Source organism: Streptomyces sp. NPDC022910 (assembly GCF_055561075.1).
The window spans coordinates 26,379-52,002 of the sequence record NZ_JBVHHL010000028.1 but is presented as its reverse complement, the minus strand read 5'-3'; the positions used below and the strand labels follow the sequence as shown (position 1 = coordinate 52,002).

Genomic DNA, 25,624 nt, shown 5'->3' with positions numbered 1-25,624 from the left:
GCCCCAAGCCCTGTGCCGAGTACTACGTGTGAGGTCCTTGTGACGGCCGAGAACGTCGTGGGGCTGATCGTCGCCATCGCCCTGCTGGCCTACCTGGTGGTGGCTCTGATCAAGCCGGAGCGCTTCTGATGAGCGCGCCCACTCCCGTGAGGGAGGAACCCGCGGACACCGTGACACCACGCGCCGCGGGCCCGTCGCGCCGGATAGGCGCCGGCCTGCTCGACCCCCAGCAGTTGTGGCCGGCCCTGCCCGCCGCTCTGCGCAAGCTCGACCCGGTGATGCTGGCCCGCAACCAGGTCATGTTCGTCACCGAGATCGGTGCCGCCCTGACGACGGGCCTCGCCATCACGCACCCGGACCGTGTAGCCGGGCGCACAGGCGGGCGAGGAAGGGGAGACTGTCGTCGACCGTCCGCCCAGCCGTGACGACTGCCGTACCGGCTGAGTGCGTGAGCACCGCTGCAGGCAACGGTGCGAGTCGCTCCCTCCCCGTCAACCTCACGTCCCGGTTACAGAACCCTCAACCTCTGGTGTCGGCGCGGTGAGGAGACGACGATGGGGGCATGACTCTGGCCCAGCGCGCCCTGGAGCGACTCGACGCCTGGCCCGACCTCACGGCGGGTCCGGCCAGTTGCGGTACGGGGCGGGCGCTCCGCTCTACGCACAGTGAGATCGTCCACTTCCACACCGACCACGAGGCGGACCTGCACCTCACCAGTGGGGCCATCCAGCGCATCTCCGGCGACCTCGCGGAGTCGACCGCCATCCGCATGGTGCCCGGTTCACGATGGGTGACCGTGCACCTCGACTGCGACGCCGACGTGGACCTGCTGTTGAGCCTGGTCAGCATGGCGCTCCAGGCGCACCAGACGCGGCCCAAGGCCGCCCGCCGGCCCGAGACGTGCAACTTCCGTCGCGTGACAGTGCTTCCACGTGGATCCCGCCCGAGGTGATCAGCTGACGCTGATGTCGATCTCGTTCGCGGACGCCGTCACCGCGATCGTGCCCTGGGCCACCGCGCACAGCTTCTCCACGCCCGTGTCGTCCACCGTGGACAGGTCGCAGCGGCAGACGACCCGCGTGCGGCCGGCCCGCACCACCCGGGCGTGCGCGCGCAGCACATCGCCCGTGGCCGGCCGGAGGTAATCGATGGTGAAGCCGGAGGTGATCAACCCGTTGCCCACCACGCTCCCGGCCGCGAACGTCAGTGCGTTGTCCGCCGCGTAGCCGAGCACACCGCCGTGGACGAAGCCGTACTGCTGGCGCAGTTCCTCGCGGATGTCCAGTTCCAGCGTTGCCTCACCGTCGCCGAAGGCCACAAGCCGGGCGCCGAGCAACACGCTGAAGGGTTGCGCCTCCAGCACCTTCCGGGCCAGAGCCAAGTCCAGAACGACGGTCACACCCAGCTCACTTCACCAGTGAAGTGAGGATGGCGTCCGCCGCGAGTGTCTGTCAACATCGGGCCATGCCCGAGCCCGACCAGCGTCTCTTCTTCCTCCTGCAGCGGGCGGCCCACCAGCTGCGCACCACCGCGGACCGGCGACTGCTGGCCGCCGCCGGGGTCACGACCGCACAACTCGGCGCCCTGTTCGCGGTCCACGACCAGCCGGGCATCACCCAGCAACAACTCGCCCGGACCCTCGGGCTGCGCGAATCGGCGATCACCGGGCTCGTGGGGCGCCTCACCGCGTCGGGGCTCGTCGCCAAGCGAACCCACCCACACGAACACCGGGCGGTCGTACTGGAGTTGACCGAGGCGGGGAGCGGCGCCCTGCAGTCGGCCCGGCCGGAGATCGACCGCTTCAACACGGAGTTGCACGCCCTGCTCGGCGCCGACGGATTCACCAGGACGGCCGCGGCTCTGCACGACCTGGCCCACTGGCAACCCTGAAGTCCGCCGGCGAGCCCTACGCGGACGTCTGTGCGCCCGGTGCCCCACGTGAGGAGGAGTGCCGCAGGTGCGGAAGATGCATGTGCCGGACACGGCGCTCACGGACGGCGTGCTCGGCGGCGCGTGCCCGGGCCGCGAGTTCGGGCGCCAGGACGTGCACCTTGCGGCCCTCGCAACCGGGACAGTCCGCGTTGCCCACGGGTGACTTCCGCACCCGGCCCCTCTCGTCCACATACGCTCGGGAGGTCAGTCCGCTCGGGGCGGTGAAGTACGTGACCCGGAAGACGGCGTCCCAGGTGTGTCCGCAGTCCAGGCAGACGAAGCTGAACGTCGCGGCGGCGGATGTGGGATCGGCCGTCATGATGCGGGTCCTTTCACCGGGCCCGCAGTGGCGCGCCTGCGGGACGCGTCGATCTCCGCGTACGCCTGGTCACGTCCCTCCCAGTGGGAGCCCTCGACCGACTTGCCCGGCTCCAGGTCCTTGTAGACCTCGAAGAAGTGGGTGATCTCCAGCCGGTCGAAGACCGGGACGTCGTCGACGTCCTGCACGGCCGCATACCGCGGGTCGTGTGCCGGGACGCAGAGGATCTTCTCGTCGGGGCCCTTCTCGTCCCTCATGACGAACATGCCGACGGCACGGCACTCGATCACGCAGCCGGGGAAGGTGGGGTCGCCGACCAGGACCAGGGCGTCGAGCGGGTCCCCGTCCCCGCCGAGAGTGTGGTCGATGTACCCGTAGTCGGCCGGGTACTGGGTGGAGGTGAACAGCATCCGGTCCAGGCGCAGGCGGTGCAGTTCGTGGTCCATCTCGTACTTGTTGCGCGACCCCTGGGGGATCTCCACGATCACGTCGAATTCCACGACGGCCTCCTTGCCCGGTCGGTCGGCAGGCCGGTGTGCTTCCAGGGTGCTCCGGCCCGGTGCCTCCGACATCCGGGGCGTGTGGCCCGCCTCTCCGGGCGACCGCCCCGACAGAGGGTGAGACGGTGTAAAGAGCCGGAGGTCGGGTACCCGTCAGCGTCGGAAAGCACACCGGACGGAAACGGGTACGTCGCCGACGCCACCGATCCGGGAGGAGGAGCGGCAGTGCCGCGAATGGCAGAGGACGAGGCACGGCGGCGGTTCGCCGGGTCCAGGGTCGCGCGGCTGGCGACGGTGGATCCCACGGGTCGGCCCCATCTCGTACCGGTCGTGTTCGCCCACCACGGCGACGACGGGATCGTCATGGTCGTCGACCGGAAACCGAAGAGCTCCCAGCGGCTCGCACGGCTGCGCAACATCGCCGTGCATCCGGCCGTGTGCCTGCTCGCGGACGCGTACGACGAGGACTGGGACCAGCTGTGGTGGGTACGGGCCGACGGAGGCGCCCGTGCCGTGCAGCCCGGCGCGCCCGCCGACCAGGAGCGCGACGAGTACCGGGCCGCCCTCGCGCTGCTGACACGCAAGTACCCCCAGTACCGGGACTGCCCGCCCGACGGACCGGTGATCGTGGTCGCCGTACGCCGATGGAGCGGCTGGCGTGCCGCTTCCGAACCCCATGCGGCCGGATGAAAGGGCTGGGCAGTACTCCGACGAGACGATCCGGGAGGTTTCCATGACCAGGCAGATACGTGACGTGATGTCCCGTGGCGCGGTCGCCGTCGAGCCGATGACCTCCGTGGCCCGGGCGGCCCACCTCATGCGCGACCAGGACGTCGGCGACGTCCTGGTGACCTACGACCGCGACCTGTTCGGACTGCTCACCGACCGGGACATCGTGGTCCGGACGGTCGCCGAGGACCGCGACCCCCACACCACCACCGTGGGTTCCGTGTGCACCCGTCCGCCGGTGGTGACGCTGACGCCCGACGACACCACCGACCACGCGGCCGAGCTGATGCGCAGGCACGCCGTTCGCAGGCTGCCCGTCGTCGAAAGCGGTGGCTGCCCGGTCGGCGTCGTCAGCCTGGGCGACCTCGCCGCCACGGAGGATCCCCAGTCGGCCCTGGCCGACATCAGCAGGGCCGACCCGAACCGATGAGGGGGGTCTGTCGCGAGGTCACCGTGGGGCCCTGACCGGCCCGCCTTCCGGGGCTCACAGGGGCGTGTGGCTGGCCGTCAGGAGATAGGTTCCGTAAGCCACGGAGAGCACGGCGAGGGCTGCGCCGAGCAGAAGGGCGTGCCTCGGACGGACTCTCCAACTCCGTGCGAAGGCGAGCGCGAGCGGGATCAGCAGTGGGAACGCGGGCAGCAGGAAGCGGGGTTTCGACGCGTACGGGCCGGAGCCGCACACAGTGATCAGGACGAGTACGCCCGCGTAGACGATCAGCGCCAGTGGGACACGGTCGATGCACAGCAGGCAGAACAAAAGGACGGCCGCCGTGACGATGACCAACGCCAGCGGGTAGACGATCCGGCCGCCGTGCAGCAGCAACGACTTGAGGAAGTGCAGCGATCCGGCGCCGAAGTCGAAGCGGGACTCCCAGGCCCGCTGCACCGTGAAGTAGCCGCCCAGCAGGTCGCCCGTGTGGTCGCCGACCCAGAGCATGAAGCCCACCCAGCCGAGGGGCGCGATCGCGGTGCCGATCCACAGCCCCAGCGGGACGCGGCCGCGCCGCATGATGATCTCCCGCACGGCCACGACGCCCACCGCCGCGGCCACGGCGAAACCGGTGGGCCGGGCCAGGCCCGCCAGAGCAGCGAGCGCGCCCGCCCAAAGCCAGCGGCCTTTCAGCACGGCGTACAGGGACCAGGCGGCGAGCGCGGTGAGCAGGGACTCCGTATAGGCGATGTCGAGGACGACGGCGTGCGGCAGGGCGCCCCACACGCCCACCAGGGTGGTCGCGGCCGCTCGTCCGTACAGGTGATGGCCGATCGCGTAGATGCCGTACGCGGCCACCCCCGCGGCGCTCCACGCGATCAGCAGCGCGGCGGCGCCCGGCGAGAGCGGAAGCACGGTGGACAGGGCACGGATGAGTCCCGGGTAGAGCGGGAAGAATGCCCAGTCCCGCTGGACGGCACCGGTGGAGGCGATGACATGGATGCGGGTGCCGTAGCCGTACTCGGCGATGTGCAGGTACCAGCGGGAGTCCCAGGAGCGGGCCAAGCCCTTGAGCAGCGGCTGGCCGGCGAGGTGGTTCGCCAGGGCGATCGCGGCGATACCGGCGAGGCGGATCGAGGTGAACAGGGCGAGGGCCTGCGCGGCACCGGGCAGGAGCCTGTTCTGCAGGGGGAGGCGGACGCGAGGGGCTGCGTCCCCGTCGCGTTCGGCGACGGGGACGGGCGGGATTGCGTTCACATCTTGACCCTGTGATACCGGCATGCGGTCCGCAACGTGAGGGTTGGCCATGGTTGGGTGATTTACCACTGCTGTACGAGAATCTGACGTGGCCCAGTGCTGAAGCCGGTGAAACATCGTCAGCCGAATGGCCTGGGGTCCCCGCGGTACCGTCCTGGGCGGCCGGGTGCGCCTCGGCCGTCAGCCGGTGTGCCAGGTGACGAACACAGTGGTGGCCGGTGGGCGAACGACCTTCGCTCTCCCCGACCTGCGCGGCCGTGTGCCCCTGCATCAAGGACAGGGCCCCGGAGCCGCCTCCCCGGCCCTCACCCGGAGGTGGCTGACATGGTGGGCGTCCGGCAGCGGTGTTCCGGCGGCGTCGGCCGTGGGCTCCACATTGGCCTGCCCGGTGGCGCCGACGAAACCGTCCGTCTCGGTGGCGTCGACGAAGTTGACGAGACCGGAGGGAACCGACGACGCCCCTCGTCCCGCCGGCCGGGCAGGTCCGGCCGGTCCCGCCGACCTGGCTGGTCCCGCTGGTCCGGCCGGACCCTGAGCCCCGGGCTGCTAGGTCCGGGACCAGGACAGTGGCCGTTCACGCCGGCGGCACTCCTCGGCGTCCGACACATAGCGCAGAGCACCGGTGCGCTCGTCGTAGCAGGCGTGGATCACGTCGTCGGAGCCCGGCCGCTCGGGCGGGGGCGGGTCGGCATGGGCGGGCAGACCGAAGAGCGCGAGCGAGCCCAGAGCGGAAACCGCTCCTGACACGGCCTTCACCCGCAGGCGCACCCGGCCTGTCGCGGCATGAGATCTGAGACGGAACGCGTGGCCTCCGCGAGAGGTGACGAGACGTCAGGCGGCTCCGCCCGGACAGGGGTGGCCGGGCACGCACCGCGCCATTGGGCCAGGTCCCGTGGGACCCGATGGGTGAAATCGAGCAGATCGTGTCATCACCCCGTGGCACGGTCGGGCGACGACACGGCGACGTACACCCACTTGGATCCGCCGCGTTGTCTCGGCCGATGCCTCCCCTGGTCCCGGAGGCCCGGAAGCCCGGGCTGGACGCCCGAACGCCACCTTCACCAAGATGAGAGGTGTCCACACCAGCCCTGTGGCCAGGGCGCGGAGCCAGAAGGAGGAGGCACGTGGATCCCCGGCAGCAGCGCGCGCCTCTGCCGACCGCCATGTCCCCGATACCGGACAGCGGCGCGGCGGTCTTCTGGCGCAACCGCGCGCTGGGCCTGTTCGACCGGCTCCCGCTGCCTACGGCGTACTGCACGACCGACGGCACGATCCTGCGGGTGAACGCCGCGATGGCGGGGGAGTGGGGCACGCTCGCCGGACCGTGGCGCGGACGCAGCATCCTCGATCTCTTCCACCCGGAGACCAGGGACCAGCTCTGCGCCGTCACCGAGGCGATTCGGCTGCACCGCAGGTCGCGGTACACCCTCGCGGTCCGCTGGACCACCGCGACCGGTGTGGAGCGCCAGGGCGAGATGATCGTGGACCTGGTCGGCGAGACGTCCGCCGACGCGCCGGACCTGCTGCTCATGCTCCGCATCGACGAGGACCGCCCTGCCCCGCGGAGCGACGCCGCCGCTTCGGAGGTCAAGGCGGACGAGATAGAGGCCCGGATCCTCGCCCTGGCCGCGGCCGGTTCCACGACGGGACAGATCGCCTCCGCCGTAGGCCTGACCGTGGACGGTGTGAACTACCACTTCAAGCAGCTGTCCCGCCGCTGGGGCGTCACCGGCAAGGCGGCCCTGGTGGCACGCGCGTATGTCGAGGGCGTCCTGGCGCCCGACGCGTGGCCGCCGGCTCCCGCGCGGCGAGGCGGCTGAAGGTTCGGCGAAGGGGTGGTGCTGGGCCGGGCGCCGTCCCGTGCCCGTGAGAGTCTGCCGCGTGGCAGCCCGCCTTAGAGTGGGCCGGGTGACGCACAACAGCCGACCGGTCGCCGTATTCGATCTCGACAACACCCTTGCCGACACCGCGCACCGGCAGCGCTTCCTGGAGACGAACCCGCGTGACTGGGACGCGTTCTTCGCGGCCGCGCCGAAGGATCCCCCGCTGGCCGAGGGCGTCGCGCTCGTGCTGGAGAGCGCGGAGGAGTGCGAGATCGTCTATCTGACCGGGCGGCCCGCGCGCTGCCGGCGCGACACCTTCGACTGGCTCTCCGCCCATGGGCTGCCCGAGGGGCGCGTGTACATGCGGTCCAACGGCGACCGCAGGCCCGCCCGCCTCACCAAGCTGGAGATCCTCCGCGAGCTGGCGCGCGGCCGTGAGATCCGCGTGCTCGTCGACGACGACGAACTCGTCTGCCAGGACGCGCAACGGGCGGGCTTCACGGTCGTACGCGCCCGCTGGGCCTCTCCCTCCGCCGCACTGAAGGACGCGCAGGAGCGGGAGGGGCGTACCTGACGGGTCCCGGCTACTCGCCGTCCTCCAGGCGGAAGCCCACCTTCAGGCCGACCTGGTAGTGCTCGATCTCCCCGTTCTCGATACGGCCCCTGACCTGCGTGATCTCGAACCAGTCCAGGTTGCGCAGGGTCTGCGAGGCACGGGCGATGCCATTGCGGATCGCCTGGTCGACACCCTCGGGCGAGCTGCCGACGATCTCGGTGACCCGGTAGGTGTGGTCGGTCATGCGGGTGCTCCTCTCGGCGTGGCGGCTGTGTCACACGTCACTCCACGGTGCCGTATGGTGCGGCGGACCGCGAGACATGGGGCCACCCCTTGATCTCTGCATTGGTCCATACCAAAACCCGGAGCACCCGCACGAGCCTCACGCTCGTCCCTCACGTCGGGCCCATGTCCCTTGTCCGCAAGGCAGAACAGGACCCTCCGTGAGACGTCGCCTCCTCGCCCTCGTCTGTGTGTCCGCCTTCCTCCTGACCGTGTGCGGCGTCCTGCCCGGCGGCGGGACCGAGCGGCGGACCGTGACGGTGTGGCTGATGAAGGACAGCGCGTCACCCGCGTTCCTCGACCGGTTCACCCACGACTTCGAGCGGACCCACGGCGACCTGCGGCTCGACATCCGCATCCAGCAGTGGACGGGGATCGGTACGAAGGTCCAGTCGGCGCTCGAGCGGACCGACGGCGGCGGCCCCGACGTCATCGAGGTCGGCAACACCCAGGTCGCACAGTACGTCGAAGACGGTGGGCTGCTCGATCTGACACTGGAGTCGATGCGCGACTGGGGCATGGAGCACTGGCTGCCGGGACTCGCCCAGCCGGGCAGCTTCGCGGGGCACCAGTACGGCATTCCGTGGTACGCCGCCAACCGTGTCGTCATCTACCGCAAGGACCTCTTCGCCCGGGCGGGTATCACCGAGCTGCCGAGGACGCGCACCGCGTGGCTCGCCGACACCGCGAGGCTCAACTCCCACGGCGATCAAGGCATTTACCTGGCAGGTCAGGACTGGTACACCCTGTCCGGATTCATCTGGGACGAGGGGGGCGACCTTGCCGTACAGACCTCGACGGGCCGTTGGGAGGGCACGCTGCAGACGCCTGCTGCGCTGCGCGGCATGGAGTTCTACCGGCAGCTCCAGGCACTGGGCTCGGGGCCCGTCGGCGCCGACGAGGAACATCCGCCGCAGGCCGGGGTGTTCACCCAGGGGCGTGTCGCGCAGATCGTGGCCGTGCCCGGACTGGCGCAGGCCATCGTGCAGAAGAACCCCGAGCTGAAGGGCGAACTGGGGTACTTCCCCATCCCGGGCAAGACGGCCGCGAGGCCCGGAGCGGTCTTCACCGCGGGTTCCGACCTCGTGGTCCCCGAGAACACCGACGACCGCCCCGGCGCCACGGCCGTCGTCGCCGCCCTGTCCGGCACGGCCTGGCAGACCGAGCTGGCACGCACGATGAACTACGTGCCCAACAAGACCACCCTCGCCTCGGCGGTCGCGGGCGAGGAGGGCGTCGCGGCGATGGCGGCCGGCGCCGCACAGGGCCGGGCGACGCCCGCCGCGCCCGCCTGGGCGGCCGTCGAGGCGGACAACCCCATCAAGACGTACATGACCAGGGTGCTGTCAGGCGCGGACCCGGCGACCGAAGCGGCCCGCGCCTCGCACCGCATCACCCGGATACTCGCCGACGGCTGAGCGCGTGCGGGCGTCATCGTTCTGGGCCACGACGACCTGCGCGAGGTGGGCCTGCACGATGAATGAGCACGGCGGCCAACCGGGTGATCTGCTCGATGACGCACGCGAGGCGGTCCGCGACGTCCCAGCACCTGGCCGAGCCGCGGGCCGCGGGGCCCGTGAGCACGCGGCGGGAGGGCACACGGATCCACTACCGGGCGGCGCGTGTGCGCGGTCTTCTGGAGGAGGCACAGTCGGTGCCCAAGCCCGACGGCACGCGTCGGGGCCGGACGCCGCAGGAGGCGAGGAGCCTGCGACAGCCACTCAGGAGCGGCCCGCCGTGGTGTGAGCGGCGCTGGGCGGCCTGCGGTGGGCCGGTAGCCGCACCGTGACGAGAAGGCCGCGTCTGCCTTCCCCGTGCCTTGACGTTTTCTGATCCTTGGTTGTCCGCCGTCGAGGTGTGGGTCGGGCGTGGCGGGTACCCGTTCGGCGTGGCTGCAGGCGTGGCGTCCGTTCTCACTCGGCCGGGTCGGATTCTGGCCCGGACGGTGTCCTCGGGCCAGGTGCACGGAACCCTGCCGGCCGTGACCCGCGCCGGGGTTCAGGGAGCGCGGGTGCTGGGCAGGGCGGGCGCCCGCACGGCCGCAAGTGTGGGGTCCGCGTCGGTCAGGACGGTCGGCGGGGTGACGACCGGGGTGACCAGGGCGGGTCTGCACGTCGCCGAGGGCACGGGGCGTGTCGCGGCGTCGGCTGCCCGGCACGGCGGCTTCATGGCCGCCGAAATACCCGAGCGGGCCGTACGGGCGGGGCGTGCTCTGGTCGATCTTCATCCGCGGCGGCACATCCGTCGCGTCTGGACGGGTCACGGGCGTGCGCACATCGAGGTACGGGGGCTTGCGCCCGGTGCCCGCAGGCCGGAGCGGCTGGTCGGCGCTGTGACCCGGTCACTGCGATCGCTCAACGGGGTTCGGTGGGCCGAGGTCAATGCCGTGACCGGCCAGGTCCTGCTGTCGTTCGACGAGCGGAGCGTCGGCATCGACCGGCTTCTGGAGACGGTCAGGGCGGCCGAGGAGGCCAACGGCGTGCAGGACGCGGACTTCCCCTGGGCGCAGCCCGTCACTCCGGGCGACGACGTGCCGGTCGCGGCTGCGGTGGCGGAACTGCTGGTCGACTGCGCCGCGGTGGCCGCCGGAGTCCTCCAGAGTGTCTTCCGTCTGCCGTCGCTGCCCCGGACGGTGCCCGCCGCGGTGGCTGCGCTGGAGCTCGAGCGGGCGCTGCGCAGGCCCTTGGTGCGGTGTATCGGGCCGCACGAGACGGATCTGCTGCTGTCGTTGGTCAGCGCCACCGTCAACGGGCTGTGCGGCGGCTTCGCCATGCCGGCCGTCGACATGGCGGGCCGGGTGCTCCTGCTCGGCGAGATCCGCGCACGGCGCCAGGTGTGGGAGCGGCGGGAGAAGGACCTGTGCCCCGGTCCGGACTGTGTACCGCACACCCGGCCGGCGCGGCACCTGCGCGGCACGGTCCGGCCGCCCGGACCGGTTGAGCGGTGGGAGGAGCGGCTGGCGCCGTTCGCCCCGCTCACCGCCGCGGCGGTACTGGCGGTGACGCGCAGCCCGGGACGGGCGGCGGACGCGCTGCGCGCCGCTGTGCCCCGGGCCGCCCGCTATGGGCGGGAGGGCTTCGCGGCGGCGGTCGGACGCGATCTGGCCAGGCGTGGTGTCGTGCCGCTCGACCCGGCGGCGCTGCGCATGCTCGACCTGGTCTCGGCCGTCGTGATCGACTCGGCCGTCCTGGTGAACGACCGGCAGGCCCCGGAGGGCGGCCCGCTGAACCCGCTGGCTGAGCCACTGCTGGCCGAGGCGCGCTCCACTGGAGCGCGCGTGGTGCTCACCGAGGACGAGCGCATCTGTGCCCTGCTGTCTCCGGCCGACCAGGTCGTCGGCATGGGTGAAAGTCTCACCGACCGAGTGTGCGAGCTGCGGAACCAGGGCGAGGGCGTTCTGGTGGTCTCGGGTACGGACGCGGAGGCGCTGGCCGCCGCGGACGTCGCGGTTGCGGTGCCCGACGCACCGGGCGCCGAGGCGTCCTGGTCGGCGGACCTGGTCTGCGCGGACGGTCTGGCCGACGCCTGGTGCATCCTGCGCGCGGTGACCGCGGCCCGAACGGTCTCCCGAGGTGCCGTCAGGCTGGCGCTCGCGGCGTCCGTGGTGGGGACGCTGTTCGCCGTCGCCGGGCGCAGGCGCGGTACGTTCCAAGCGCTCGCTCCCGTGCACGCCGCGAGCCTCATCGCCCTGCTGTGGGCCGCGGTGGCGGCTCGTCGCGTCACCCGCGGCCCCGCCCCCAAGGCTGTCGAACCGCCCACGTCGCCGAGTACTGCGTCACCGAGCCCGTAGGTACCGCAGCGCGACCCCGATCACGACGGAGTGCGGGCCACCGTCGACCTGGTCCGTGACCGAGGCGACGAGACCCATGTCCGCGCGCTGCTGTCGCGGCCCTCGGCAATGACGGGCTCGCGCCCAGCGGGCTGCGGGTGCGCCGCGACGGCGAGCAGAGCACCGCGCCGCGGGCGGCCTGCACCTGGACGACACGCCGGGCGGCCTCCCTCCGTCAGGCTGCCCGCCGCGACGTCGCGCTCGCCGCCTCGCGAAGCGGGATACTCGAAGACGTCATCGCCGCCGACGGGCGCCTGCCCTGGACCGTCGTACGCCCGGGACGTGCCGCTCCTCAGCGCGCCACGCTCAGCGACAGCGCGAACCTCCCCTCCGCGTCCGTCCACCAGTGCTCCAACTCAAGCCCGGCAGCGGCCAGTTCGCTACGTACACCGTCCTTGCGGAACTTCGCCGACACCTCCGTGCGCAGTTCCTCGCCCTCCGCGAAGTCGACCGCCAGGTCGAGCGCGGGGATCTTCACGCTCTGCGCCGTACGTGCCCGCAGCCGCATCTCGATCCACTCGTTCCCGGCGTCCCACAGGGCCACATGCGCGAACGCGTCGAGGTCGAAGTCGGCGCCCAGCTCGCGGTTGACCACGGCCAGCACGTTCTTGTTGAACTCGGCCGTCACCCCGGCCGCGTCGTCGTAGGCCGCCACCAGCACCGACTCGTCCTTCACCAGGTCCGTGCCGAGCAGCAGCGCGTCCCCGGGTGCCAGCAGGGACCGTACGGACGTGAGGAACGCCGCCCGTTCGGCCGGCACCAGGTTGCCGATCGTGCCGCCGAGGAACGCGACGAGCCGCGGCCCCGGCGTGTCCGGAAGGGTGAGGCCGGCGGTGAAGTCGGCGATGAGCGCGTGGACGTTCAGACCGGGCCGTTCGGCGATCAGCGCGTGCCCCGCCTGGGTGAGTGCGCTCTCGCTCACGTCGACCGGCACATAGGTGTCCAGCCCCGTCAGCGCGTCCAGCAGGTACCGGGTTTTCTCGGACGAGCCGGAGCCCAGCTCGACCATCGTGCGGGCGCCGGTCGCGGCCGCGATCTCCCCGGAGCGGGCGATCAGGATCTCCCGCTCGGCGCGCGTGGGGTAGTACTCGGGCAGCTCGGTGATCTTTTCGAACAGGTCGCTGCCGTGCGCGTCGTAGAACCACTTCGGCGGCAGTGTCTTGGGCATGTGGGTGAGGCCGTGCAGCACGTCGGCGCGCAGCGCGGCGTCCGTGGCGTCCTCGGGAAGGGTGCGGGTGAGATGGAACGGGCTCACGTGCTGGGCTCCTCGGGTGGTGCGGATGCCATGTCGTCGTGGAGGTCCTTGAGCGGGGTCAGCAGGACGTCGGTGCGCGTGGCCGCGAGCAGCGTGCGGTCGGGCACCTCCTGCCAGTGCGGGTCGTCGTCGTAGGGTTCGGAGGCCACGACGGTGTGGTGGCCGGGCTCGGTGAGGTACCAGAGTGTGTCGCCCCACGCGGTCGCGGTGATCGTCTCGCCGTTGGTGAGCAGCAGGTTGAGCCGGGATGCGGGAGCCGCGGCGGCGATCTCCAGCACGGTGTCGGCCAGCGCCTGACCGCTCTCGTCACCGGTGCGCAGCCGGTTGAGCACGAGCGCCCACACGAGCGCCGAGTCGGTGCGCGCCTCCAGCGACAGCAGCTCGGCGGGCGGAAGCGTCCGGGTGAGGCCGGCGACCGAACGGGGCCATCCGGCCACGGCCCCGTTATGGCTGAACAGCCAACTGCCCGCGGCGAACGGGGCCGCAGCGGCCTCTCCGGCGGCACACCCTTCAGTGGCGTCACGTACGGCGGCCAGGAACGCGCCCGAGCGTACGACCCGCGCCAGATCGGCGAAGGACGGGTCGCTCCAGATGGGCCCCATCCGGCGGTAGCGGGCCGGCACCGGATCCCCCTCGGCGTACCAGCCCACTCCGAAACCGTCGGCGTTGACCGTCCCATGGCGCTGCTTCCGCGGTGCCCACGACTGCCGGTACAGGCTGTGCCGGGGCTCCACGAGGCGTCGGCCGAGCGGCTCCTCGGGTCCCAGGAAGGCGAGGTGACGGCACATCAGGCGTCCCTGGCCGTGCGGAACCCGGAGAAGATCTGCCGCCGGATGGGGTAGTCCCAGTTGCGGAACGTGCCGCGGCAGGCCACCGGGTCCACGGCGAACGATCCGCCGCGCAGCACCTTGTACTCGGGCCCGAAGAACACCTCCGAGTACTCCTTGTACGGGAACGGCGTGAACCCCGGGTAGGGCAGCAGGTCGCTCGCCGTCCACTCCCACACGTCACCGATCAACTGCCGTACGCCGAGCGGTGAGGCGCCCGCCGGGTAGCTGCCGACCGGCGCGGGCCGCAGATGACGCTGGCCGAGGTTGGCGTGCTCGGGTGTCGGGTCGGCGTCGCCCCACGGGTAGCGCCGGGAGCGGCCCGCTTCGGGGTCGTGCCGTGCCGCCTTCTCCCACTCGGTCTCGGTGGGCAGTCGGCGCCCCGCCCAACGCGCGTAGGCGTCCGCCTCGTACCAGCACACGTGCAGGACGGGTTCGTCGGGCGGTACCACCTCGGTGACGCCGAAGCGCCGCCGGAGCCATTGCCCGCCCTCGCGGCGCCAGTACAGCGGGGCCTCGAGGCCGTGGGTTTGGACGTGGGCCCAACCCTCCGGGGTCCACCAGCGCTCGTCGCCGTAGCCGCCGTCCTCGATGAACGCCTGGTAGGCGGCGTTCGTCACCGGGACGGCGTCGATGTAGAAGGCGGGAACGAGACGCTCGTGTGCGGGCCGTTCGTTGTCCAGAGCCCATGGCTCGGTCGAGGTGCCCATGGTGAACGGGCCGCCGGGGACGAGGACTTCGGACGGTCCGGTGTACGCGGGCACGGGGGCCGGGTCGGGAGCCGTGAGCGCCTGGGGCCCCTTGCGGAGCTGATGGGTGATCAGCATCGTCTCGTCGTGCTGCTGTTCGTGCTGGGCGATCATGCCGAAGGCGAAGCCCGCCTCGGTCAGGCGCCGTCCCTCGAATCGGGTGCGCTCCAGCACGTCCAGGGCCCTGCCGCGCACTTCGGCGGCGTAGTGGCGGGCCTCCTCGGGCGGCAGCAGCGGGAGCGAGGGCCGCTCGGCGCGCGGGTGCTCGAAAGCGTCGTATATTCCGTCGATCTCGGGTCGCATGGCCTCGCGTCCCGCGACCGTCCGCAGCAGCCACAGCTCTTCCTGGTTGCCTATGTGTGCCAGATCCCAGACCAGGGGCGACATCAGCGGGGAGTGCTGCGCCATGAGGTCGGATTCGTCGACGCAGGTGGTCAGGAGCGCGGTGCGGTCGCGGGCCGTGGTCAGCGCGTCCAGCGCGCGCTCCCGGAGCTTGTCGGGGTCTGTCGGTGACAGGTCGTCGGTCATGTGCGGATGTCCTTCCCGTGGAACCGGGTGTCCTCCCCGCCGGAACGGGTGTCCTTCCCGTGGAGCTCGAGCAGCAGATCGTCGGCCGGGCAGCGGCCCCGGGCCACATAGCGGTCGGTGAACTCCGCGACGGCACGCCGGACGCCGTCGGTGGCACCGAGCCGGGGCAGCGCCTCGGCCGCGGCCGCGAAAGTGGCGACGGCGGCCTCGTGCAGCTCGGGGTCGGTGAGACCGTCGCGGGCGGCAGCGACCCACAGCGGATTGCACGGAGCCGGCAGCGAACCCGCCCGCTCGGCGAGGGGTTTCACGGTCCGGTAGGCGGTCTCGGCAGCCTCTGGGTCGTCGAAGAGCGCGGTCGTCACGGCGAGCGGCACGATCCACCCGTCGTCGCCCGGCTGGGCGTCGATCATGCGGAGTTCGAGATGGCCGCGGGGCCGTATCGGCGGGAACAGGGTCGTGAGGTGGTAGTCGAGGTCGCGGCGGTCGGGCGGTTCGGCGGACCGGGTCCAGTCCCGGAAGCTCAGGCCGTCCGGCACACGCCAGGGACCGGACTCGGCCCGGACGCACATCACGGGCGCGTCCATCACATGCCGGGCCCACGCGGCGCGCGGGTCGCCGCCGAGGGGCGGAGCGCTGCTGCGCCCCGGCTCCATGGCGGCCCACAGGGACTGCCGCGTCGAGCGCCAGCCCGTGGGCCGGCCCCGGGACAGCGGCGAGTTCGCGAACGCGGCGACCAGTACCGCTCCCAGCTGGTGCGCCAGCCACCAGCGCCGCCCGTGCCCGAGGGGGCCCGGCTCCTCGTAGCCGGCGTCCACACACACCTGGACCGAGGCGGACGAGCACATCATGGACCGCCCCTCGGGGCCGGTGCGGTCGAGGTAGCGCTCCATGGCGTCGTAGCGCGGCTCATGGAGGTAGCGGCGGGGCGGGTTCCACGGATCGTGGCCGTAGCCGCTGAGACCTATGTCCGCTTCGCTCAGCAGCGCGCGGACCGCGTCGAGGTCGGCGGAGACGGTCCCTATGCACTCCATCAGGGAGGCGGCCGGAGCGGAGCTGAGCTCCAGCTGGCCGCCGGGTTCGACGGTGAGGGCCGAACGCAAGGGCAGGGACCGCAGAGCGGTGTAGGCCGCTCGGAGATGTTCGGGTGGTACCGGGAGCCACGGTTTCCGCAGCTCGTGGACGAGCCATTCCACCTCGACACCGATCGAGCGGGGCGGCCCGGTCTTGAAACAGATGCCGCGGACCAGCGCCTCCACCTCGGCGTCGGTGACGGCGGAGCGGCGCTCCGTACAGTCACTCACCGAATCGGACATGTCGGGATCCTCCTGAGATTCCACCATGCCTCCGACCCGGTGTCTGATCGTCCGGGCCGGTATCGCTCGTCCCACCCAAGCCCCTCGCGTGGCTTCGCACAAGGGTGCACAGTGCCGCTTTCCGGTGTACTTGCTTCCTGTTCGTCGGGGCGGAATCGGTTGTTCTCGGGGCCGGGAAACTCCGTTGCGGCGTACGACCAGGATCGCTCACCATGCGTTCATGAGCACGACGGGGGAGACCGGCGGTGCGCCGGACGAGGCCGTGCGCGACGCTCTCACGGCGCCCACGGGGGTGGCGCCGTGAGCGCGCGCCTGCGTGGGATCGCGCGGCGGACGGAGGAGATCGTCGCGGCCGGTGCCTACCGCACGTCCGACGGACGTACGGTGACCATCGCCGCGGCGGTCGATGCCGCGCGCACCGGCACGCGGATGTTCGGACCGGACCCGGTGGAAACGCCGCGGGCCGTGCCGGTCACCACGGCCTTCGAGGTGACCGGAGAGAGCAGCCTGGAAGCGGCCCGACGCCTCATCGGCCGTTCGGGTGAACCGGTGGCCGTGCTGAACTTCGCCTCCGCGCGCAACCCGGGTGGCGGCTTTCTGAACGGCGCTCAGGCACAGGAAGAGGCCTTGTGCCGGGCCTCCGCGCTGTACGCGTGCGTCCGTGAGGTGAGGGACTTCTACGATCATCACCGGACGCACCGTGACCCCTTCTACACGGACCGCGTCATCCATTCACCCGCCGTGCCCGTCTTCCGTGACGATGGCGGACGTCTGCTGGACGAGCCGTACACGGCCGGTTTCCTGACCGCGGCGGCACCGAACGCGGGGGTGGTGGTGCGCAGGGCGCCGGAACGCGGTTCCGAGTTGCCGGGCGCCCTGGCGGCACGGGCCGAGCGGGTCCTGGAGACGGCGACCGTCTGCGGCTACCGGCGGCTGGTGCTGGGCGCATGGGGCTGCGGAGTGTTCCGGAACGACCCGGCGCAGGTGGCCGGGGCGTTCCGTGACCTGCTGGTCAAGGGGCGGTTCGAGGGGTACTTCGAGGAGGTCGTCTTCGCCGTGCTCGACCGTATGCCGAGGGCGACGACGAGGACTGCTTTCGAACGCGCTTTCGCGGACGTGTGCGCTCCGTGACCCCGGTGCTCAGTTCCAGCCGTACCGCTCCCGCAGCCGGTGCACGACGAGGTTGAACCGCATCCGGTCCAGCGCGCATGCCTCGCGCCGCATCCCGTCCTCGTGCAGCCGCAGGACGCGGTCGACGTCCACCCATGAGTCGCGCCCCGACCGGTCCCAGGGCCCGCTGCCGATCGGCACCCACTCCCGGTCGCCGTCGTGCCGCTTGCTGGACAACTGCACGGCGAGGAGGGTGCCGGCCGCCTCTCGGGCGACCACGAGGACCGGGCGGTCCTTGCCACGCCCGTCGTTCTCCTCGTACGGCACCCAGGTCCATACGATCTCCCCGGGGTCCGGGTCGCCGTCGTGTGCGGGGGAGTACTCGGTCCGCACCCGCCCCACCTCGCGGGGGTCGGCCTCGGTGGTCGCGGAGTGGCCGTAGCGGCCGGGGATCTCTTCGTCGGCAAAGGCAGTCACGCGGCTCACGTTAGAGCGTCGCCGTCGGCCCTCGTCGAGCGGGTCGACGGTCCTGAAGCCGCGTCAGTTCGTCGCCTCAGCGCTACGGCTGGGGCGGGTTGTCCCGGTCCTGCTGGGACCGCATCTGTTCCCTGAGTGCGTCCGGGCCCTTGTCGACCTGACCGGTCATGCCCTGGGGCTTCTCGTCGACGTAGTCGCCCGCCCTGTCGGCGCCCCTGCGCGTCTGCTCCTCGTGGCCCTTCAGCATCCGCTTGAGCTTGTCCATCACGGACATCGTGGCCTCCTTGCGGTTTTCCCCCTTCCTCCAGCATCGGGGTCCCTGGCCAGGACCGCATCCGCTGCGCCTCACGGACACCAGCGCCTGATCGCCACCGCTGCGACATCGTCGGTGAGCCGGCGATGAGCGTGGGCGGTGAGGTCGTCGTGGAGCAGTGAAGCTGCGGAACGCGACGATCAGGGCCGTGACGAGTATCAGAGCGGCGATTTGTGCCTGGATGTTCTCCGTGGTGAACACACCGCGTGCCACGCCGATGTGGATCTGGGCTCCGACGGCCAGGATGCCGCTCAGCGTCGTCGGACGAGGGCCGGCGAACGCGGCGGTGATGGCGGGAGTCGCGACCAGCAGGGGACCCAGGTGGATGTCCGGCGGTGCCAGGATGTCCACCGTGCACACGGCGGCGATCAGACCCAGCGGGATCAGCGTGAACGCCCGACTGGATCTCGACCCCCGCAGGCCCAGCGGTACACCAAGGGTCACACGCCATGGTCTCACCGCCCCCTTCACCGCACCAACATGCCTGGTCGGCGGGGCGTTACGGTGCCGCCCCCGGCCCGTTGACGTAGGGGGACGGCCGGGTCAGAAGCCGATGTCGTGCAGGCCCGCGATCCCTCCGGCGAGCGCGGCACGGGTCCGCCTGGTGAAGTCGTCGACGAGGATTTCGTCCGCGTCGTTCTCCAGCGCACGCAGCGTCTGCTCGGCCACCTCGTCCGCCCCGATCTTGGGGGCGTCGACCCCCGCGCTGAGGTCGGTGTCGACGAAGCCGCAGTGCACGCCCACGACCAGTGTCCCCTGCTTGCGCAGACCCTGACGGAGCGCGTTGGTCAGCGACCACTGGGCCGCCTTGGAGGCGGCGTAGCCGGGTGCCGCCTCCATCGCCCACCAGGAGGCCGCGGAGAGGACGTTGACCAGTGCCCCGCCGCCGTTGGCCGCGAGGATCGGGGCGAACGCACGGGAGACCGACCAGGTGCCGAAGTAGTTGACCTCCATGGTCGTGCGGGCCGCGTCGAGGTCCCCGTCCAGGAGCTGCGTGCCGCCGCTGCCCTGGCCGGCGTTGTTGATCACGATGGTGACGTCCTGGGCCGACTCCGCAGCCGCCGCGATGCTGTGAGGGTCGGTCACATCCAGGTGGAGCGGTGTGAGCCGGGGATCGGTCACGGTCTCCGGCCGGCGCACCGCCGCGTACACCTTCGCGGCACCGCGGTCGAGCAGGGCCCGGCTCAGGGCCGCGCCGATCCCCCGGTTGGCACCCGTGACCAGAGCTGTTTCTCCATTGATGCGCATGGGTCGGCTCCTTGACTCCGGGACGGGTCGATCCCGCCTCGAGCTGAATTGGTTTATCCAAGCTAACACGTGGTTTGGATTATCCAAGGCATGTACGTTTGGTCGTATGGCCAGAGCGAAGCGACCCGAGATCACGCCCGACCGGCCCCGCTGCTCGATCGAGCGCAGCCTGGCGCTCCTCGGGGATCGCTGGACCTTGCTCATCATTCGGGAGGCCACAGCCGGGGCGACCCGTTTCAGCGACTTCCGTGAGGCCCTCGGTGTCGCCACCGACCTGCTGACGCAACGTCTGGGGGCACTGGTGGAGGCCGGCGTCATGGAACGCCGCGCCTACCGGGAGCCGGGCCGGCGGGCTCGCTTCGACTACCACCTGACCCCGGCCGGGCGCGACCTGACGGTGGTGCTCGGCGCGCTTCAGCAGTGGGGAGACCGGCATCGCCCGCCCGCGGACGGACCCAGCGCCCTGCGTCGCAGCCGTACGACGTTGCAGCTCCTGGATGTCGCGTTCGTGGACGGCAGCGGCACGGCCGTCGATGTCGCGGATGTGGAGTTCGTACTGAGGGACGCTGCCCGTGTGTCGGCGCAGGCGGGGGAGGGTGAGCTGTCCGGCTGACAGCCGGAGGCGGTCGGTGGCTGCCGTCCGGTTGACGGGTGCCTGCCGCCGGCTCGGGCCAGACCGGAACCACCCTCGACGGCGGCTACGCCGAGGTGGTGTACGCGCGATCCAGCGGGCTCGTCCGCATCCCCGACGGCCTGACCGCCGTCGAGGCCGCGCCGTTGCTGTGCGCGGGCCTGACCACGGTCATCGCCCTCCAGCAGGAATCCACCCGGGCGGGTGCCCTGGTGGCCGTCCAGGGCATCGGCGGACCGGGCCATCTCGCCCTGCAGTACGCCCGCAGTCTCGGCCACCGCGTCGCCGCCATCGCGCGGGGGAGTGACAAGGAGAAGCCGGCGCGGGAGCTGGCGCCCACGAATACATCGACAGCACCAGCCAGGACCCCGCCGCGGCGCTGCGCGACCTGGGCGGAGCGGCGCTCATCGTCGCCACCGCCGCGAGCGGCTCCTCCGTGAGCCCTCTGGTCGACGGCCTGGCACCGGGCGGGAAGCTGGTCGTGGTCGGCGCCGCGCCCGACCCCGTCACCGTGTCCACGGCGAGCCTGATCTTCGGCACGCGCACCATCACCGGCAGCCTCACCGGGTCGTCCGTCCAGAACGAGGACAACCTCGCCTACAGCCTCGCGCACGGCATCCGGCCCGCCACGGAAACCATGCCGTTCGAGCGGGCGATGGACGCCTATGAGCGGATGCTCTCCGGCAAGGCCCGCTTCCGCGTGGTCCTCGACGTCGCCTCCTGAGGCACCTGCGGTCCAAGGCGCGGGCGCGGCACCTTGGTTGGTTCAAACCTTGTGGACGTCGTCGTCGGGCAGCCAGGCGTCCGGGGTGTGGATGCCCAGGTCGCCCACCCCCTCGGTCAGCGCGTCGACCACGGCCCGGACCGCGGCGCGCTCGTCATCGCCGCGCCAGACCAAGGACCAGGTCCAGTAGACCTTCGGCGCGATCAGGGGGCGACGCACCAGATCGGGCGGCAGGGGAGTGCTCTGGCCCTTGGGAGAGTTGACCACCGGACGGCGGCTGCGGCGGACGTGGTCGAAGAACGCGGGACCGGTGACGCCGCCGTCGGTGATGCGGACGGCACGAGCGCCGGTGTCCTCGCACAGCCGCCGGGCGAAGGTGTTCCAGGACGCCCAGGACGTGGTGTCCGCGTCGAGGAGAGCGGTCGTGTCCCGCACCCGCACGTCGGTGTCGTCGTCGCCGCTCGAAACGGCGTACAGCCGGTCCGCGCCGATGAGCCGGGCCTTGAGGCCCAGGCGCTTCAGTTCCTCGGTTCGTATCCAGCACACGGCCACGTCGAGGCTGCCGTCGGCGACCCGGGCGGCCTGGGTGTGGGAGGGCGCGACCCAGGCGTCGACGTGCAACTGGGCCACGGTGGCGGTACGGGCGGTCAGGTCCGGGGGCAGCCAGTTGACGTAACCGAGCCGTACCGTCGCGGATCCGGCAAGGCAGCCGGCGCGGCGCTTGAGGTCGTCGGCCCGTTCCACCAGGGCGCGGGTGTGCGGGAGCAGGGCCGCTCCGGCCGGGGTGAGGGACACCGAACGGCGGTCCCGGTCGAACAGCCGTACACCGAGGTCGCGTTCGAGCGCCTTGATCTGCTGTGACAGGGAAGGGCCGGCGATCAGCAGCCGCTCGGCGGCCCGGCCGAAGTTGAGCTCCTCGGCGACCGCGAGGAAGTACCGTAGTTGGCGCAGTTCCACGCTCGCCATGCTACGTCGGTGGGAGGCTGCGCCTACCAGCAGCGAGCCAACCGGTCGTGGCGTTCTGCCTGGTGACGGGCGCACGATGGGGTCATCGCAACGCCCCGGCATTCCGACATCCCGGAGCGCCCACCTTCTTGGAGAAGACCATGCGAGAGTTCCTGGTCGAGATCACCACCGTGGTTCCTGAGGGCACCAGCCAGGCGGAGGTCGACCGCCGTCGCGCCGCCGAAGCCGTCCGCGCCGGAGAACTGGCCGCCACCGGCAACCTCGTACGGCTGTGGCGTCCGGTCGGCGAGATGCGCAGCTACGGCATCTGGCGCGCCGCCGACGAGGAGGAACTGCACGAGAAGGTCCTCGGCACGCTGCCGCTGCGCCCGTGGATGACCCTCACCGTCACGGCCCTCGAATCGCACCCCAACGACCCGGGCCGCACCGATTCCACGTCCTGACCCCTGCTCCACCGGGCATCCGACCGCCACCCCGTGACACGTCCGCGAAGGGTGCGAGGGCAGGCCACGCCCGCAGACATCGGCCCCTGAACAGTCACCCCGAGGACTTCGTCATGCGTGCGCGAATCCAGCGCCCTTCACCGGCCGGAAAAGACACGGCACCCGCCGGGACAGACCCCTCGTCGCACTCGCCCTGGGGCCACGTCGCCCGAGCCGCCGCGGCGCTCGCGGCAGGCATGGGGGTCGGCCGGTTCGTCTACACACCGATCCTTCCGCTGATGCACGCCCAAGCCGGGCTGTCCGCAAGCGCGGGCGCGAACCTCGCCACCGCCAACTACGTCGGCTACCTCGTCGGGGCCCTCACCGGCATCCTGGCCCCTGCGCTGGTCCGCTCACGCCTCGTCCTGCGCGGCTGTCTGATCGTGCTGACCGTCGCCCTGGCCGGGATGTCCGCCACGCACGGCACCGCCGCCTGGCTCGTGCTGCGGCTGCTGGCCGGCATCGCCAGCGCTCTGATCTTCGTCATCGCGGTGAGTTCCCTCCTCAGCCACCTGAGGGAGCACCCCGCCCACCTGCCCGGCTGGGCCTTCGGCGGAGTGGGCGCCGGAATCGCCCTGTCCGGACTGCTGGTCCTCGTGCTGCGCACCGTCGCCGACTGGCAGGCCGCCTGGTGGGCCTCGGCCGCACTCTGCGCGCTCCTCGCCGCCGTCTCCTGGAACCTGCGCCCCGAGGACACGCCCGCACCCGCCGCCGACGCCATGGCCAACCGGCCGAGGACGCGCGCACACCGCTGGTTCGGCGCCCTGTTCGTCAGCTACAGCCTGGAGGGCATCGGCTACATCGTCGCCGGCACCTTCCTCGTCGCCGCGATCGGGCAGAGCTCACCGGGCTGGATCGGCAGCGGCGCCTGGGTGCTGGTGGGCTTGGCGGCCGTGCCGTCCTCGGCGCTGTGGGCCCGCCTCGGACGCCGCTGGTCCCGTCCCGACCTGCTGCTGGCCGCACTCGTCATCCAGGCGGTGGGCATCGCCCTGCCGGCCCTGCTCGGGGGAGTGGCGGCGGCACTGGTCTCAGCGGTCCTGTTCGGCGCCACCTTCATCGGCGTCAGCACCCTCGCCCTGGCCGCGGGCGCCCATCTGCAGTACCCGCGCTCCGTCGCCCTGCTGACCACCGGATACTCCGTGGGCCAGGTCCTCGGGCCGCTGGTCGTGGCCCCGCTGCTCCACCACGGCTACCACGAGGCCCTGATCCTGGCCGGCGCGGTGGTGCTCGCCGCCGCCCTCGCCGCCGGCGTGCTGCGTGTCGGCTTCCCGCACCACATGGCGGTCGTACGGCACAGCGTTCCCGCAGACCGGGCCGCACCGGTGGACGCCTTTCCGGCGCCGACCGACCGCACCTGAGCCGGCCGCGCTACTGTCGGGGCTGTCGGGGCGGTCCGCTCAGCGACGTACTGCCACCGAAGCCTCTGACGTGGAGCCACGCATGACCACTGCACGGGACCTGCTGATCGTCGCCCTGGACGCTGCCCCGGGCCGTCCTGCCGAACCGGGTGATCTCTCGCTTTCGCTCGCGGGAGCCGAACTGGTCGACCTCATCGAGGCCCGGGCCATCACCCTGGACGGGGACCTCATCGTGCCGGCCGACCCACCGGTGACGGACGACCGCCTGTTGCAGGAGGCCGCGTCCTCACTCGTCCGGCAGATGCCCTACGAGTCGGTGGAGGACTGGCTGTGGCGCAGAGGGCGTGACCTGTCCTCGGCCTACCTCGCCGCCTTCGAGGAGGAGGGTCGGTTCACGCGGCAACGCCGCCGTTGGCTGCCGTCCAGGACCGGCGAAGCGGCGCTGGTGGATTCCCCGGCCCGGCGGCAGGCCACGGACCGGTGGGTCGCCGACGAGCCGGTCCTCGCGACTCTCGCCGCGACCATCGGGATCCGCGACGCGCCCGCGGGTGTACTGCCGGACGAGACCGACGAGGCCCTGGCGACGGTCCTGGCCGCCGTCGACGACGCGGTGACGGAACTGACCGCCGTACGACAACGGCGAGCCATCGAGAAGGCTGCCTTCGACAACATCTGGCGTGGCCCGTGAGGCGCACGGCAGGCGGTCGCCGGGCCTTCAGAGGGCTTCGGCGTCGAGGGGGCGGCACAGGTTCGCCTTGACCTCCCTCGTGCGCTCGTCGGCGAGGACCTCGACCCGGTTCTCTGCCAGGGCGCGCATGGTCTGCTCGGCGACGTCCTCGGGAGTGATCTTCGGTGAGTCCGCCCAGGCGGCCAGGTCCGTCTCCACGAAGCCGGCGTGCACTCCGACCACCAGGGTGCCCTGGTCGCGCAGGCCCTCGCGCAGCGCGCCGGTCAACGACCATTGGGCCGCCTTGGACGCCGCGTACCCCGGCCAGCCGGACCGGCCGACCCAGGAGGCCACCGACAACATGTTCACCAGTGCACCGCCCCCGTTTCGGGCCAGGACGGGAGCGAAGGCGCGGGCGACGGCCCAGGTGCCGAAGAAGTTGACCTCCAGCGCCTCGTGGGCACCGTCGAAGGAGCCTTCGAGGAGCTTGGTCTCCCAGCCGCCGACGCCGGCATTGTTGATCACAATGGTGACGTCATCCGCCGTGGCGGCGGCCGCGGCGACCTCGTCGTGCTTGGTGACATCCAGACGCAACGGCGTGACGTCCTTGGCTTCCACGCTCTGCGGGTCCCGCGCGGCGGCGTAGACCTTGGCCGCGCCGTGGTCGAGCAGGGCGCGGGCGAACGCCTTGCCGATACCGCGGTTCGCGCCCGTCACCAGGGCTACCGATCCATTGATGTCCATCGCTCTTCCTTCGGTCCGCACTGTCCCCAGACCACCATCGCGCGCGGCACGACGGTCTGCACCCGTGGAACGTCAGGGGCGCGGGTGCAAGCCGCCGATGAAGCCCTTCAGTCGTCGATGAAGCCGTTCGGGGCCGAAGCCCTGGAAGAGGGCCTCTTCCGTGAACAGCTCAGCCATCGCGTCCACCTGTCACCGTCTTGACTGGTGACGCATCGACCTGTCAACATCGTCACCAGACGAACCGGGAACGGTTCCCACGGAGGATCGCGGACGCAGCCTCCGTTTCCAGACGGCTTCGGTCCACGATCAAGCAGAGGAGAGCGGTAAGACCCGGGAAGACGAGAAGCAGCGTCCGGACTTTGCAGAGGCGGCCATGCGCCGTGCACGCTTCGGGAAGCTTCCGGAGCGCATTCGCCTTGAAGACATGGTGGAAGAGAGGCCGGCCACGGTGCCGGATCCGGCGAAGAACACCTCCAACGCCGACGAGTGGCTCGTACGCACCTGTCTGTGAGCCGAGCGGTCGCCGCTGCGCCGCGGTCGGCCTCCTCGAACCCTCCGAACCTGGGATTCCCATG

33 protein-coding genes are annotated in these 25,624 nt (G+C 71.5%); 18 read left to right on the top strand and 15 right to left on the bottom strand.

Annotated elements, in window-relative coordinates:
* Nucleotides 1-39: 39 nt before the first annotated feature.
* From kdpF to ACZ3TS_RS25055, 3 genes are all read left to right on the top strand, one after another.
* Nucleotides 40-129, top strand: coding sequence for a K(+)-transporting ATPase subunit F (gene kdpF, locus ACZ3TS_RS25065; RefSeq protein ID WP_063797361.1), 90 nt, complete (start codon nt 40-42; stop codon nt 127-129).
* On the top strand, nt 129-425 hold the full coding sequence (locus tag ACZ3TS_RS25060) for a hypothetical protein (protein ID WP_467621769.1): 297 nt from the start codon (nt 129-131) through the stop codon (nt 423-425). Before kdpF ends, ACZ3TS_RS25060 begins: the two co-directional genes overlap by 1 nt.
* Nucleotides 426-562: 137 nt before the next feature.
* Nucleotides 563-952: a luciferase domain-containing protein gene (locus tag ACZ3TS_RS25055; protein ID WP_467621768.1), complete on the top strand. Its 390-nt coding sequence runs from the start codon at nt 563-565 to the stop codon at nt 950-952.
* Here the strand turns inward: ACZ3TS_RS25055 and ACZ3TS_RS25050 are convergent, their stop codons facing one another.
* Nucleotides 953-1,399, bottom strand: a complete 447-nt coding sequence (locus tag ACZ3TS_RS25050; RefSeq protein WP_467621766.1) for a PaaI family thioesterase — start codon at nt 1,397-1,399, stop codon at nt 953-955.
* Between the two features lie 65 nt (nt 1,400-1,464).
* On the opposite strand from ACZ3TS_RS25050, the gene ACZ3TS_RS25045 reads away from it, so the two are divergent.
* On the top strand, nt 1,465-1,890 hold the full coding sequence (locus ACZ3TS_RS25045; RefSeq protein ID WP_467621764.1) for a MarR family winged helix-turn-helix transcriptional regulator: 426 nt from the start codon (nt 1,465-1,467) through the stop codon (nt 1,888-1,890).
* Nucleotides 1,891-1,906: 16 nt separating this feature from the next.
* On the opposite strand, the gene ACZ3TS_RS25040 is transcribed toward ACZ3TS_RS25045, so the two are convergent.
* Entirely contained in the window at nt 1,907-2,251 is a 345-nt protein-coding gene (locus tag ACZ3TS_RS25040) for a hypothetical protein (protein ID WP_467621763.1), read from the bottom strand.
* Complete coding sequence (locus ACZ3TS_RS25035) at nt 2,248-2,751, bottom strand: inorganic diphosphatase (RefSeq protein WP_467621760.1); 504 nt, start codon at nt 2,749-2,751, stop codon at nt 2,248-2,250. The genes ACZ3TS_RS25040 and ACZ3TS_RS25035 overlap by 4 nt, the downstream gene beginning before the upstream one ends.
* A 225-nt stretch (nt 2,752-2,976) precedes the next feature.
* On the opposite strand from ACZ3TS_RS25035, the gene ACZ3TS_RS25030 reads away from it, so the two are divergent.
* Together ACZ3TS_RS25030 and ACZ3TS_RS25025 are read left to right on the top strand one after the other, a co-directional pair.
* Complete coding sequence (locus tag ACZ3TS_RS25030; protein WP_467621758.1) at nt 2,977-3,441, top strand: TIGR03668 family PPOX class F420-dependent oxidoreductase; 465 nt, start codon at nt 2,977-2,979, stop codon at nt 3,439-3,441.
* 43 nt (nt 3,442-3,484) lie between these two features.
* Nucleotides 3,485-3,910 (top strand): CBS domain-containing protein, encoded by a 426-nt coding sequence (locus ACZ3TS_RS25025; protein ID WP_467621755.1) that lies wholly within the window; start codon nt 3,485-3,487, stop codon nt 3,908-3,910.
* Nucleotides 3,911-3,964: 54 nt separating this feature from the next.
* Here ACZ3TS_RS25025 and ACZ3TS_RS25020 read toward each other — a convergent pair whose 3' ends face one another.
* Together ACZ3TS_RS25020 and ACZ3TS_RS25015 are read right to left on the bottom strand one after the other, a co-directional pair.
* Nucleotides 3,965-5,167, bottom strand: coding sequence for a hypothetical protein (locus ACZ3TS_RS25020; protein WP_467621752.1), 1,203 nt, complete (start codon nt 5,165-5,167; stop codon nt 3,965-3,967).
* A gap of 546 nt (nt 5,168-5,713) precedes the next feature.
* A complete protein-coding gene (locus ACZ3TS_RS25015; RefSeq protein ID WP_467621750.1) occupies nt 5,714-5,914 on the bottom strand; it encodes a hypothetical protein in 201 nt (66 codons plus the stop codon).
* A 377-nt stretch (nt 5,915-6,291) separates the two neighbouring features.
* Here ACZ3TS_RS25015 and ACZ3TS_RS25010 point away from each other — a divergent pair, with 377 nt between their 5' ends.
* Together ACZ3TS_RS25010 and ACZ3TS_RS25005 are read left to right on the top strand one after the other, a co-directional pair.
* Complete coding sequence (locus ACZ3TS_RS25010) at nt 6,292-6,987, top strand: PAS domain-containing protein (RefSeq protein WP_467621747.1); 696 nt, start codon at nt 6,292-6,294, stop codon at nt 6,985-6,987.
* Nucleotides 6,988-7,075: 88 nt separating this feature from the next.
* Complete coding sequence (locus ACZ3TS_RS25005) at nt 7,076-7,564, top strand: phosphatase domain-containing protein (protein WP_467621744.1); 489 nt, start codon at nt 7,076-7,078, stop codon at nt 7,562-7,564.
* A 10-nt stretch (nt 7,565-7,574) separates the two neighbouring features.
* Here the strand turns inward: ACZ3TS_RS25005 and ACZ3TS_RS25000 are convergent, their stop codons facing one another.
* Nucleotides 7,575-7,790, bottom strand: a complete 216-nt coding sequence (locus tag ACZ3TS_RS25000; RefSeq protein ID WP_467621742.1) for a dodecin — start codon at nt 7,788-7,790, stop codon at nt 7,575-7,577.
* 199 nt (nt 7,791-7,989) lie between these two features.
* Here ACZ3TS_RS25000 and ACZ3TS_RS24995 point away from each other — a divergent pair, with 199 nt between their 5' ends.
* Both ACZ3TS_RS24995 and ACZ3TS_RS24990 read left to right on the top strand, forming a co-directional pair.
* Nucleotides 7,990-9,246 (top strand): extracellular solute-binding protein, encoded by a 1,257-nt coding sequence (locus ACZ3TS_RS24995; RefSeq protein ID WP_467621739.1) that lies wholly within the window; start codon nt 7,990-7,992, stop codon nt 9,244-9,246.
* Nucleotides 9,247-9,809: 563 nt separating this feature from the next.
* Complete coding sequence (locus tag ACZ3TS_RS24990; protein WP_467621736.1) at nt 9,810-11,618, top strand: heavy-metal-associated domain-containing protein; 1,809 nt, start codon at nt 9,810-9,812, stop codon at nt 11,616-11,618.
* Nucleotides 11,619-11,949: 331 nt separating this feature from the next.
* On the opposite strand, the gene egtD is transcribed toward ACZ3TS_RS24990, so the two are convergent.
* From egtD to egtA, 4 genes are read right to left on the bottom strand one after another with little or no spacing between them, the layout of a single operon-like run.
* On the bottom strand, nt 11,950-12,912 hold the full coding sequence (gene egtD / locus ACZ3TS_RS24985; protein WP_467621733.1) for an L-histidine N(alpha)-methyltransferase: 963 nt from the start codon (nt 12,910-12,912) through the stop codon (nt 11,950-11,952).
* A complete protein-coding gene (gene egtC / locus ACZ3TS_RS24980) occupies nt 12,909-13,700 on the bottom strand; it encodes an ergothioneine biosynthesis protein EgtC (RefSeq protein WP_467621731.1) in 792 nt (263 codons plus the stop codon). The genes egtD and egtC overlap by 4 nt, the downstream gene beginning before the upstream one ends.
* Nucleotides 13,700-15,016, bottom strand: coding sequence for an ergothioneine biosynthesis protein EgtB (gene egtB, locus ACZ3TS_RS24975; RefSeq protein ID WP_467621728.1), 1,317 nt, complete (start codon nt 15,014-15,016; stop codon nt 13,700-13,702). The genes egtC and egtB overlap by 1 nt, the downstream gene beginning before the upstream one ends.
* Nucleotides 15,013-16,329: an ergothioneine biosynthesis glutamate--cysteine ligase EgtA gene (gene egtA / locus ACZ3TS_RS24970; protein WP_467621726.1), complete on the bottom strand. Its 1,317-nt coding sequence runs from the start codon at nt 16,327-16,329 to the stop codon at nt 15,013-15,015. Before egtA ends, egtB begins: the two co-directional genes overlap by 4 nt.
* A 300-nt stretch (nt 16,330-16,629) precedes the next feature.
* Here egtA and ACZ3TS_RS24965 point away from each other — a divergent pair, with 300 nt between their 5' ends.
* Nucleotides 16,630-17,460, top strand: a complete 831-nt coding sequence (locus tag ACZ3TS_RS24965; RefSeq protein ID WP_467621723.1) for a TIGR02452 family protein — start codon at nt 16,630-16,632, stop codon at nt 17,458-17,460.
* 9 nt (nt 17,461-17,469) lie between these two features.
* Here ACZ3TS_RS24965 and ACZ3TS_RS24960 read toward each other — a convergent pair whose 3' ends face one another.
* From ACZ3TS_RS24960 to ACZ3TS_RS24950, 3 genes are all read right to left on the bottom strand, one after another.
* Nucleotides 17,470-17,916 carry a type II toxin-antitoxin system PemK/MazF family toxin gene (locus ACZ3TS_RS24960; protein WP_467621721.1) on the bottom strand — a complete coding sequence of 149 codons (447 nt, stop codon included), beginning with the start codon at nt 17,914-17,916 and terminating at the stop codon, nt 17,470-17,472.
* Nucleotides 17,917-17,998: 82 nt separating this feature from the next.
* Nucleotides 17,999-18,673: an antitoxin gene (locus tag ACZ3TS_RS24955; RefSeq protein ID WP_467621719.1), complete on the bottom strand. Its 675-nt coding sequence runs from the start codon at nt 18,671-18,673 to the stop codon at nt 17,999-18,001.
* Between the two features lie 99 nt (nt 18,674-18,772).
* Complete coding sequence (locus ACZ3TS_RS24950) at nt 18,773-19,477, bottom strand: SDR family oxidoreductase (RefSeq protein WP_467621717.1); 705 nt, start codon at nt 19,475-19,477, stop codon at nt 18,773-18,775.
* 106 nt (nt 19,478-19,583) lie between these two features.
* On the opposite strand from ACZ3TS_RS24950, the gene ACZ3TS_RS24945 reads away from it, so the two are divergent.
* Genes ACZ3TS_RS24945 through ACZ3TS_RS24935 form a run of 3 tightly spaced genes read left to right on the top strand, consistent with a single transcriptional unit; the run spans nt 19,584 to nt 20,832 of the window.
* Nucleotides 19,584-20,090 (top strand): winged helix-turn-helix transcriptional regulator, encoded by a 507-nt coding sequence (locus ACZ3TS_RS24945; RefSeq protein WP_467621715.1) that lies wholly within the window; start codon nt 19,584-19,586, stop codon nt 20,088-20,090.
* A gap of 38 nt (nt 20,091-20,128) precedes the next feature.
* Entirely contained in the window at nt 20,129-20,548 is a 420-nt protein-coding gene (locus ACZ3TS_RS24940) for a hypothetical protein (protein ID WP_467621712.1), read from the top strand.
* Nucleotides 20,455-20,832 (top strand): zinc-binding dehydrogenase, encoded by a 378-nt coding sequence (locus ACZ3TS_RS24935; protein ID WP_467621883.1) that lies wholly within the window; start codon nt 20,455-20,457, stop codon nt 20,830-20,832. The genes ACZ3TS_RS24940 and ACZ3TS_RS24935 overlap by 94 nt, the downstream gene beginning before the upstream one ends.
* Before the next feature lie 42 nt (nt 20,833-20,874).
* Here ACZ3TS_RS24935 and ACZ3TS_RS24930 read toward each other — a convergent pair whose 3' ends face one another.
* The gene (locus ACZ3TS_RS24930) at nt 20,875-21,798 is read right to left on the bottom strand and encodes a LysR family transcriptional regulator (RefSeq protein WP_467621709.1); all 924 of its coding nucleotides are present in this window, start codon (nt 21,796-21,798) and stop codon (nt 20,875-20,877) included.
* Between the two features lie 140 nt (nt 21,799-21,938).
* On the opposite strand from ACZ3TS_RS24930, the gene ACZ3TS_RS24925 reads away from it, so the two are divergent.
* From ACZ3TS_RS24925 to ACZ3TS_RS24915, 3 genes are all read left to right on the top strand, one after another.
* Nucleotides 21,939-22,241, top strand: coding sequence for a muconolactone Delta-isomerase family protein (locus ACZ3TS_RS24925; protein WP_467621706.1), 303 nt, complete (start codon nt 21,939-21,941; stop codon nt 22,239-22,241).
* Between the two features lie 236 nt (nt 22,242-22,477).
* Nucleotides 22,478-23,638 carry a YbfB/YjiJ family MFS transporter gene (locus ACZ3TS_RS24920; RefSeq protein ID WP_467621880.1) on the top strand — a complete coding sequence of 387 codons (1,161 nt, stop codon included), beginning with the start codon at nt 22,478-22,480 and terminating at the stop codon, nt 23,636-23,638.
* 82 nt (nt 23,639-23,720) lie between these two features.
* Nucleotides 23,721-24,326, top strand: a complete 606-nt coding sequence (locus ACZ3TS_RS24915) for a GOLPH3/VPS74 family protein (protein ID WP_467621703.1) — start codon at nt 23,721-23,723, stop codon at nt 24,324-24,326.
* A 27-nt stretch (nt 24,327-24,353) separates the two neighbouring features.
* Here ACZ3TS_RS24915 and ACZ3TS_RS24910 read toward each other — a convergent pair whose 3' ends face one another.
* A complete protein-coding gene (locus tag ACZ3TS_RS24910; RefSeq protein WP_467621700.1) occupies nt 24,354-25,049 on the bottom strand; it encodes an SDR family oxidoreductase in 696 nt (231 codons plus the stop codon).
* Between the two features lie 373 nt (nt 25,050-25,422).
* Between ACZ3TS_RS24910 and ACZ3TS_RS24905 the strand changes: the two genes are divergently transcribed.
* Nucleotides 25,423-25,560 carry a hypothetical protein gene (locus tag ACZ3TS_RS24905; RefSeq protein WP_467621698.1) on the top strand — a complete coding sequence of 46 codons (138 nt, stop codon included), beginning with the start codon at nt 25,423-25,425 and terminating at the stop codon, nt 25,558-25,560.
* Nucleotides 25,561-25,624: the final 64 nt, after the last annotated feature.

Coding starts and splice junctions, on each gene's coding strand:
- ACZ3TS_RS25060 (WP_467621769.1), top strand. CDS start 129: ATGAGCGCGCCCACTCCCGTGAGGGAGGAACCCGCGGACACCGTGACA.
- ACZ3TS_RS25055 (WP_467621768.1), top strand. CDS start 563: ATGACTCTGGCCCAGCGCGCCCTGGAGCGACTCGACGCCTGGCCCGAC.
- ACZ3TS_RS25045 (WP_467621764.1), top strand. CDS start 1,465: ATGCCCGAGCCCGACCAGCGTCTCTTCTTCCTCCTGCAGCGGGCGGCC.
- ACZ3TS_RS25040 (WP_467621763.1), bottom strand. CDS start 2,251: ATGACGGCCGATCCCACATCCGCCGCCGCGACGTTCAGCTTCGTCTGC.
- ACZ3TS_RS25025 (WP_467621755.1), top strand. CDS start 3,485: ATGACCAGGCAGATACGTGACGTGATGTCCCGTGGCGCGGTCGCCGTC.
- ACZ3TS_RS25000 (WP_467621742.1), bottom strand. CDS start 7,790: ATGACCGACCACACCTACCGGGTCACCGAGATCGTCGGCAGCTCGCCC.
- egtC (WP_467621731.1), bottom strand. CDS start 13,700: ATGTGCCGTCACCTCGCCTTCCTGGGACCCGAGGAGCCGCTCGGCCGA.
- egtB (WP_467621728.1), bottom strand. CDS start 15,016: ATGACCGACGACCTGTCACCGACAGACCCCGACAAGCTCCGGGAGCGC.
- egtA (WP_467621726.1), bottom strand. CDS start 16,329: ATGTCCGATTCGGTGAGTGACTGTACGGAGCGCCGCTCCGCCGTCACC.
- ACZ3TS_RS24950 (WP_467621717.1), bottom strand. CDS start 19,477: ATGCGCATCAATGGAGAAACAGCTCTGGTCACGGGTGCCAACCGGGGG.
- ACZ3TS_RS24945 (WP_467621715.1), top strand. CDS start 19,584: ATGGCCAGAGCGAAGCGACCCGAGATCACGCCCGACCGGCCCCGCTGC.
- ACZ3TS_RS24930 (WP_467621709.1), bottom strand. CDS start 21,798: ATGGCGAGCGTGGAACTGCGCCAACTACGGTACTTCCTCGCGGTCGCC.
- ACZ3TS_RS24925 (WP_467621706.1), top strand. CDS start 21,939: ATGCGAGAGTTCCTGGTCGAGATCACCACCGTGGTTCCTGAGGGCACC.
- ACZ3TS_RS24920 (WP_467621880.1), top strand. CDS start 22,478: ATGGGGGTCGGCCGGTTCGTCTACACACCGATCCTTCCGCTGATGCAC.
- ACZ3TS_RS24915 (WP_467621703.1), top strand. CDS start 23,721: ATGACCACTGCACGGGACCTGCTGATCGTCGCCCTGGACGCTGCCCCG.
- ACZ3TS_RS24910 (WP_467621700.1), bottom strand. CDS start 25,049: ATGGACATCAATGGATCGGTAGCCCTGGTGACGGGCGCGAACCGCGGT.
- ACZ3TS_RS24905 (WP_467621698.1), top strand. CDS start 25,423: ATGCGCCGTGCACGCTTCGGGAAGCTTCCGGAGCGCATTCGCCTTGAA.